We start from the raw sequence: 8,472 nt of genomic DNA on the forward strand, positions 1-8,472 counted from the left end.
GCCGGAGGAGGCGCTGGAGCGCGCGGTCGAACGCCTGCCCCGTGCAGGTGGCCGGTTCGAGGCGGCGCTGCGGGAGGCACGGCGGCCGCGTGTCATCGCGGAGTGCAAGCGGCGGTCGCCATCGCGCGGCATCCTGCGCCGCGAGTACGACGCACCCGCGCTCGCGCGCGCGTACGAGCGGGGCGGGGCCGTCGCCATCTCGGTGCTGACCGAGCCGGCCTTCTTCGACGGCGCGCCCGAGCACCTGCAGGCGGTGCGCGCGGCCGTCAGCCTGCCCGTGCTGCGAAAGGACTTCATCGTCTGCCGGTACCAGATCCTCGAGGCGCGCGCGTGGGGGGCGGCGGCAGTGCTGTTGATCGTGGCCGCCCTGGACGACCGCGCGCTCGGGTCGCTCCTGCGCGACGCGGCCGCGCTCGGCGTCGCGGCGCTCGTGGAGGTGCACGACGCCGCGGAACTGACGCGAGCGGTTGACGCCGGGGCCCGCATCATCGGCGTGAACAACCGCGACCTGCGCACCCTCGGCGTGCGCACGTCAACCGCGTCCGAGCTGATCCCTCGCGTTCCGGACGGCGTGCTGGCCGTGGCGGAGAGCGGCATCCAGTCGCGCGACGACGTCGCGCGGTTCGAGTCGGCGGGCTTCGATGCGTTCCTCGTGGGGGAGCGGCTGGTGACGGCGGCGGATCCGGCCATGGCCCTTTCGGAGCTGATGGGACGCACGCCGGAGGCGACGGCGTGACGCGCGTCAAGATCTGCGGCATCGCGCGCGTGGCCGATGCCCGCCTCGCCGCCGAGGCGGGCGCGTCGGCGATCGGCCTGGTGTTCTGGCCCGGCAGCACACGCTGCCTGACCGTGGACCGCGCGAAGGAGATTGTGCTGGCACTGGCCGGGACAGGAGTGACGACCGTGGGCGTGTTTGTGGATCAACTGCCGCATTTCGTGGAAGGCGTGGCGAAGGGGGCGAGACTGGATGCGATCCAGCTTCACGGCCACGAGAACGTGGCTGCGTACGAGTTCGGCCTGCCGATTCTCAAGTCCGTCGCCGTCGGCGCCGGGTGGCGCGCCGATGCGCTGCGGGACCTGTCCCCGCACGTCCTCCCGCTGCTCGACGCCCAGGACGAGGCGCGCAAGGGTGGCACCGGAACGACGATCGACTGGACGGCCGCCGCGGCGGGCGCGTCGCTTCGGCGCATCGCGCTCGCCGGCGGCCTGACGCCGGACAACGTCGCGGGGGCGATCGCCTCCGTGTCGCCGTATGCCGTGGACGTGTCGTCGGGCGTGGAGGCACGCCCCGGAGTCAAGGACGCGAACCTCGTGCGCGCGTTTCTCGACGCAGTGCGCGGCAGGAGCGGCGTCGTGCCGCAGGGGCTCTTCGCATGAGCGCCGATACGCCGCGCCGCGCAGGATTCGGACGCCGCGACCCGGACGCGCGCGGGTACTACGGCGCGTACGGCGGCCGTTACGTGCCTGAAACCCTGGCCGCGCCCGTCGAAGACCTCGCGCGCGCGTACGTCGAGGCCCGGGAGGATGCCCGGTTCCACGAGCGGCTGCAGACGCTGCTCAGGGACTATGTCGGGCGCCCGACGCCGCTGTACGAGGCCCGTCGTCTTTGCGCCGGCTCGCGAACCCGCGTGTTCCTGAAGCGTGAAGACCTCGCCCATACCGGCGCGCACAAGATCAACAACGCGATCGGACAGGCGCTGCTGGCCGAGCGCATGGGCAAGCGGCGGGTGATTGCCGAGACCGGCGCGGGGCAGCACGGCGTGGCGACCGCCACCGCCTGCGCGCTGCTCGGGCTCGAGTGCGTTGTGTACATGGGCGCGGACGACATGAAGCGCCAGGCGCCGAACGTCTACCGCATGCAATTGCTCGGCGCCGAGGTCCGCGAGGTCAACGCGGGCAGCCGCACGCTCAAGGATGCGATCAACGAGGCGATGCGTGACTGGGTCACCAACGTTCGCGACACGTACTACCTGCTGGGGTCCGTCCTGGGGCCGCACCCGTACCCGCTCATGGTGCGCGAGTTCCAGTCCGTCATCGGAGAGGAGGCGCGCGGCCAGATCCTGGCAGCGGCGGGCGCGCTTCCCGACCTCGTCGTCGCGTGCGTTGGCGGCGGAAGCAACGCGCTCGGCATCTTCGACGCGTTCATCGGCGATCGCGACGTGCGCCTCGTGGGCGTCGAGGCCGGAGGCGAGGGTATCCTGCCCGGACGGCACGCGGCGCGGTTCGCGGACGGGCTGCCGGGTGTCCTGCAGGGGACCCGCACGTATGTGCTCCAGGACGCGGCGGGCAACATCGAGTTGACGCATTCGGTCTCGGCGGGTCTGGACTACGCGGCGGTCGGACCGGAGCACGCGTGGCTCCGGGATATGGGGCGCGCCGAGTACTCGTGGGTGTCGGACGCCGACGCGCTCGACTCGTTCGAGGCGCTGGCGCGGCGTGAAGGGATCATCCCGGCATTGGAATCAGCCCACGCGGTGGCGTACGCGCAAGTGCTCGCGGCCAAGGATGAGGCCGCGATCGTGCTCGTGAATCTCTCAGGGCGCGGCGACAAGGACGTGCAGACCGTGCAGATGCTGCAGGGTGACGCATCATGACGCGGATCGACGCCGCGTTCGCCCGCCTGAAGCGCGACCATAAGCCTGGATTGGTCGCCTACATCACCGCCGGCGACCCGGACCTCGCGCGCACATCCGAGCTGCTGCGCGCGCTCCCGGCCGCGGGCGCCGACGTCCTTGAAGTGGGCGTACCGTTTTCCGACCCGATGGCGGATGGTCCGATCATCCAGCGCGCGTCCGAACGCGCCCTCCGGTCGGGCGCGACGCTGGGAAAAGTGTTCGACATGCTCGCGCGCGAGCGCGCGGCCGTCGACGCGCCGATCGTGCTCTTCACCTACGCCAACCCGATCGAGCGGATGGGATACGAGGCGTTCGTGGCGCGGGCGGCCGATGCCGGTGTGGACGGCGTGCTCGTTCTCGATCTTCCGATCGACGAGGCCGCGCCGCTCGCCGAATCTCTCCGGGCCCGCGGGATAGCGCCGATCTTCCTGGTGAGCCCGACGACGCCGCCGGCGCGCGTGCGCCGCGCGGGGGAGCTGGGCGCGGGCTTCCTGTATGCGGTTTCCCGCCTCGGCGTGACCGGCGTGCACGCCGCGCTGTCCGACGAGGCGGGCGATGTCGTGAGCGCCATCCGCGGGTCGTCGTCGCTGCCGGTCGCGCTGGGCTTCGGCATCTCGAAGCCCGAGCACGTGCGCGCGGCGTGCGCCATCGCCGAGGCCGCCGTGGTCGGCAGCGGCCTCGTCAACGTCATCGCGGACGCGGGTGCTCGCGACGACCTGGTGCGCCGGGCGTGCGAGCACGTTCGATGGCTGAAGGGGCCGGCATGAACGGGGGAGCGGAGAGGCAGGATATCTTGCGGATCTTGCGGGAGCGGATCGATGTGCTCGACGAGCAGCTCGTCCGCCTGCTGAACGCGCGTGCCGCGTGCGCGGTCGAAGTCGGCCGCGCGAAGGAGGCGCTCGGGCTGCCGATCTACCAGCCGGAGCGCGAGCACGAGGTCCTCGAGCACGTCGCGCGCGCCAATTCCGGCCCGCTCGACGAGGCGGCCATCCGGCGGCTGTTTGAACGGATCATCGACGAAGCGCGGCGGCTCGAGCGCCTCGCACAACGCGGATAAAATGTAAGTGAGGGACACATGGTGGTCGTCATGGAGGAGCGCGCAACCGAAGAACAGGTGCAGCAGGTCATCGCGCATCTCATGGAGATGGGCTTTGACGTGCACCGATCGACCGGAGCGCTGCGGACGGTCCTGGGTGCGGTGGGCGGCAATCGCCAGGCGGACCCGAGGCTGATCGAGGTGCTGGACGGCGTGCACGAAGTGCTGCGCATCACCGAGCCTTACAAGCTCGCGAGCCGGACGTTCAAGCCGGACAACACGGTGATCACGGTCGGCGACGTGCGGATCGGCGGCGACGAGGTCATCGTGATGGCCGGGCCGTGTTCGGCCGAGAGCGAGTCGCAGGTGGAGACGACGGCGGCGGCCGTGAAGCGCGCGGGCGCCAAGATCCTGCGGGGCGGGGCGTTCAAGCCGCGCAGCTCGCCGTACAGCTTCCAGGGGCTCGGCGAGGACGGCCTGAAGATGTTGCGCGGCGCCGCCGATCGCCACGGCCTCAAGCTCGTGTCCGAGGTGATGGATCTCAGCCAGATCGAGCTCATCTCCCGCTACGTCGACATCCTGCAGGTCGGCGCGCGCAACATGCAGAACTTCACGCTGCTGCGCGAGCTGGGCCGGACCCGCAAGCCCGTGCTCCTCAAGCGGGGCATCTCGGCGACGATCGAGGAATGGCTGCTCTCGGCGGAGTACGTCCTGGCGGGCGGCAACATGGACGTGATCCTGTGCGAGCGGGGCATTCGGACCTTCGAGAGCTACACGCGCAACACCCTCGATATTTCCGCGATCCCGGTCGTCCAGAAGCTGAGTCACCTGCCGGTGATCGTCGACCCGAGCCACGGCACCGGCCGGCGCGACAAGGTGGCGCCGATGGCGCGCGCCTCGGTCGCGGCGGGCGCCGACGGTCTCATCATCGAGGTCCACTGCGATCCGGATCACGCCAGGAGCGACGGCGCTCAGAGCCTGTTCCCGACCCAGTTCGAGCACCTGATGGCGGAACTCCGGATCATCGCGCCGGCGATCGGCCGGAGCATTTGCATCGAGCCGGCCATGCGAAGGGGATGGGCGGCGACCTAGGACATGACGGAACCGCTCCCTGTCGTTCGCGCACACGCGGCGGGGACTCCTCCCGTGTTCAGCAGGATTGGCATCGTCGGGCTCGGCCTGATGGGCGGGTCGCTGGGTCTGGCCATACGACGGCAGTGGCCCGGCTCGCTCGTGATTGGTGTCGACCGCAAGGACGTGATCGAGCGGGCGACAATCACGCACGTCATCGACGTGGGAGCGGAAGACCTCGGGATGATCAGCGACGCCGAGCTGATCGTCCTGGCCGCACCCGTCGCGGAGAACGAGCGGATTCTCGCCGATGTCGCGGCCCTGGTCTCGGGGGACGCGATCCTCACTGACCTTGGCAGTACGAAGCGGGGGATCGTTGAAGCAGGCCGGAACCTTCACGGCTGCGCCACGTTCATCGGAGGGCATCCGATGGCGGGCGCGTCGGTCGCCGGCCTCGAGCACGCGCGCCCGGACCTCTATGCGGATCGGCCGTGGATTCTGTGCCCGTCGCGTCCGTCTGCCGCCTTGCCGAAGCTCAAGGAGTTTGTCGCGGCGCTCGGGGCACGATGTGTCGAGATGTCCGCCGAGGAGCACGACCGCCTGCTCGCCTGCCTCAGTCACCTCCCGCAATTGACCGCAAGCGCTCTGATGCACGTCGTCGGCGAAGCTGCGGGCCGGGAGGGACTCGCGATAGCCGGCCGCGGCCTGCAGGATTCCACGAGGCTGGCCAGCAGCCCGCCGGATCTGTGGAGGGACGTCTGTGTGTCGAACGCCGACAATATCGGGCCGGCCCTCGACACGCTGATTGAGGTCCTGAAGAAACTCCGCGGCGATCTCGAACGGGGTGACGTCCTGGAGACGATCTTCAAGTCGGCCCAGGAATGGAAGGCTCAACTCGAAGGGCGCTGAGAGTCCATAGGACCTTCGGCGCTGACCGTATTATTCTTCTCTGAGTGCCACCGCTCTGGACCCCCTCCGCCGATCGCATTCGCCATGCCCGCCTGACCGCGTTCGTTGAATATCTGGAACGCACGCACGGCCAACCCTTTGCGGATTACGCCGCGTTGCACGCCTTTTCGGTGGGCAACCGTCCGGCCTTCTGGTCGGCCGTCTGGGAGTTCTGCGGCGTGCTGGCCGAGACGCGCGGTGACACGGCCGCCGCGGACATCGACCGCATGCCGGGCGCGAAGTATTTTCCCGGCGCGCGGCTCAACTTCGCGCGCAATCTCCTTCGCCGGCGCGACGACGGCGAGGCGATCGTGTTTCGGAGCGAGATCGGGCAGCGCAGGGCGATCTCGCATCGCCGGCTGTACGACAGCGTGGCCGCCGTGGCGGCGACGCTCCGGGGGCATGGCATCCGGCCAGGGGATCGCGTCTGCGGGTACATGCCGAATGTGCCGGAAACGATGATCGCCGCGCTGGGCGCCGCCGCCGTGGGCGCCATCTGGTCGTCCACCTCACCCGACTTCGGCGTGCAGGGCGTTCTCGATCGCTTCGGGCAGATCGCCCCGCGCGTGCTGTTCGGCGTCGACGGCTATGTCCACGGCGGCAAGCGATTCGACTCGTTGAGCAAGGTGCGGGAGATTGTGGACGGGCTGCCGTCTTTGGAGCGCGTCATCGTGTTGCCGTACTTGCACGAGTCGCCTGACGTGTCCGCCATCCGGGCGGCCGTGCGCTGGGAGGACGCCATGGCGCCGGCGGGCGATGGCGAGATCGCGTTCGAGTCGCTACCGTTCGATCATCCGCTCTACATCCTGTACTCGAGCGGCACGACCGGCGCCCCGAAATGTATCGTCCACGGTGCGGGCGGCACGCTGCTCCAGCATCTCAAGGAGCACCAGCTCCACTGCGACATCCATCCCCGCGATCGGGTGTTCTACTTCACGACGTGCGGCTGGATGATGTGGAACTGGCTGCTCACCGCGCTGGCCTCCGGCGCCACGCTGCTCCTGTACGACGGCTCGCCGTTCCATCCGGACGGCAACGTGCTGTTCGACTTCGCGGAGGCGGAGAGGATGACGCTGTTCGGCACCTCCGCGAAATTCATCGACGCGGCGAGCAAGGCAGGCCTCGAGCCCGCGCGCACGCACCGCCTGGACGCGCTCCGCACGATGACCTCCACGGGCTCGCCGCTGGCCCCCGAGAGCTTCGACTACGTCTACCGCGCAATCAAGAAGGATCTGCACCTCGCGTCGATCTCCGGGGGGACCGACATCATCAGCTGCTTTGTCGGCGGGAATCCATGCGGGCCGGTCTGGCGCGGGGAAATCCAGACAAGAGCGCTGGGGATGGACGTCGACGTGTTCGACGAGACCGGCACGCCGGTGCGGCAGGAGAAGGGGGAGCTGGTGTGCCGGCGATCGTTCCCGTCGATGCCCGTCGGGTTCTGGAACGACCCGGACGACTGCAAGTACCGCGCGGCGTATTTCGAGAAATACCCCGGCGTGTGGGCCCATGGGGACTACGCCGAAATCACGGACCATGACGGCGTCATCATCCACGGCCGGTCCGACGCCGTCCTGAACCCCGGCGGCGTGCGGATCGGCACGGCCGAGATCTACCGGCAGGTCGAACAGCTCCCGGAAGTGCTCGAAAGCCTGGTCGTCGGCCAGCACTGGCAGGGAGACGAGCGGGTCGTGCTGTTCGTCCATCTGCGCGAGGGCGTCGCGCTCGATGCGGCGCTCCAGCAGCGCATTCGCGACCAGATCCGCCGGAACACGACCCCACGACACGTACCCGCGCGCATCGTCGCGGTGCGTGACATCCCGCGGACGAAGAGCGGAAAAATCACCGAGCTTGCCGTCCGCGACGTCGTCCACGGGCGCCAGGTGAAGAACCGCGAGGCGCTCGCCAATCCTGATGCCCTTGATTTGTATCGCAATCTTCCAGAACTGGAATCCTGATGAGTCTTGATGCCTATCTCGTGAGCGCGTGCCGCACCCCGATTGGAGCGTTCGGCGGCGCGCTGAAAGATCTGTCCGCCGCCGACCTCGGCGCCATCGTCGTCCGCGAGGCGCTTGCACGGGCCGGCGCCCGCCCGGAGGAGGTGGGCGACGTCATCCTTGGGTGCGTGCTGCAGGCCGGAGCCGGCATGAACGTGGCGCGGCAGGCGGCCCTCAAGGCCGGCCTGCCGGTCGAAGTGCCCGCCGAGACGATCAACCGCGTCTGCGGGTCCGGCCTCTCGGCCGTCGTCCATGCGGTCGAGGCGTTGCGGTGCGGGTATGTCGATGTGCTCGTGGCCGGTGGCGCCGAGTCGATGAGCAATGCGCCGTACGTCCTCAAGGGAGCGCGCTGGGGCTACCGCATGGGTCACCAGGAGGTCGTGGACACGATGCTCGCCGAGGGGCTGACGTGCGCCATCAAGGGATGCCACATGGGCATCACGGCCGAGGAGGTCGCGACACGATACAACGTTCCGCGCGCGGACCAGGACGCCTTCGCGGCCGAGAGCCAGCGGCGCGCCGAGCTGGCCATCAGCGCAGGAAAATTCTCGCGCGAGATTGTTCCCGTCGATGTTCCGCAGAGGAAGGGCTCGCCCGTCAGGGTCGAGCGCGACGAGCATCCGCGCCCGGGCACCACGGCCGGGACGCTCGGCGCCCTGAGGCCGGCGTTCAGGAAAGAGGGGAGCGTGACGGCGGGCAATGCCTCCGGCATCAACGACGGCGCGGCGGCGCTCGTCGTCGCCTCCGAGAATGGGTTGAAGAAGCTTTCTGCCAGGCCACTCGCGCGGGTCGTCAGCTACGCCACGAC

Annotated in this window: 9 protein-coding genes; all 9 read left to right on the forward strand. The window is 69.4% G+C overall.

All coding sequences use genetic code 11. The annotated features are described in order from the left end of the window. A partial coding sequence (gene trpC / locus HYU53_09415) for an indole-3-glycerol phosphate synthase TrpC (GenBank protein ID MBI2221413.1) occupies positions 1-736 on the forward strand: 736 nt, incomplete at its 5' end. Then, entirely contained in the window at positions 733-1,377 is a 645-nt protein-coding gene (locus HYU53_09420; GenBank protein MBI2221414.1) for a phosphoribosylanthranilate isomerase, read from the forward strand. The genes trpC and HYU53_09420, both read left to right, overlap by 4 nt. Next, positions 1,374-2,594, forward strand: coding sequence for a tryptophan synthase subunit beta (gene trpB, locus HYU53_09425; protein MBI2221415.1), 1,221 nt, complete (start codon positions 1,374-1,376; stop codon positions 2,592-2,594). The genes HYU53_09420 and trpB overlap by 4 nt, the downstream gene beginning before the upstream one ends. Further along, positions 2,591-3,382, forward strand: coding sequence for a tryptophan synthase subunit alpha (locus HYU53_09430; protein MBI2221416.1), 792 nt, complete (start codon positions 2,591-2,593; stop codon positions 3,380-3,382). Before trpB ends, HYU53_09430 begins: the two co-directional genes overlap by 4 nt. Then, positions 3,379-3,672: a chorismate mutase gene (pheA, locus tag HYU53_09435; GenBank protein ID MBI2221417.1), complete on the forward strand. Its 294-nt coding sequence runs from the start codon at positions 3,379-3,381 to the stop codon at positions 3,670-3,672. Before HYU53_09430 ends, pheA begins: the two co-directional genes overlap by 4 nt. A gap of 18 nt (positions 3,673-3,690) precedes the next feature. Beyond that, positions 3,691-4,743, forward strand: coding sequence for a 3-deoxy-7-phosphoheptulonate synthase (gene aroF / locus HYU53_09440; GenBank protein MBI2221418.1), 1,053 nt, complete (start codon positions 3,691-3,693; stop codon positions 4,741-4,743). 54 nt (positions 4,744-4,797) lie between these two features. After that, a complete protein-coding gene (locus tag HYU53_09445) occupies positions 4,798-5,631 on the forward strand; it encodes a prephenate dehydrogenase/arogenate dehydrogenase family protein (GenBank protein ID MBI2221419.1) in 834 nt (277 codons plus the stop codon). 44 nt (positions 5,632-5,675) lie between these two features. Then, positions 5,676-7,625: an acetoacetate--CoA ligase gene (locus HYU53_09450; GenBank protein ID MBI2221420.1), complete on the forward strand. Its 1,950-nt coding sequence runs from the start codon at positions 5,676-5,678 to the stop codon at positions 7,623-7,625. Continuing rightward, positions 7,625-8,472, forward strand: an 848-nt coding sequence (locus tag HYU53_09455; GenBank protein MBI2221421.1) for an acetyl-CoA C-acyltransferase, incomplete at its 3' end; no start/stop codon positions are given. The genes HYU53_09450 and HYU53_09455, both read left to right, overlap by 1 nt.

Source organism: Acidobacteriota bacterium, from assembly GCA_016184105.1.
Lineage (GTDB): Bacteria > Acidobacteriota > Vicinamibacteria > Vicinamibacterales > 2-12-FULL-66-21 > JACPDI01.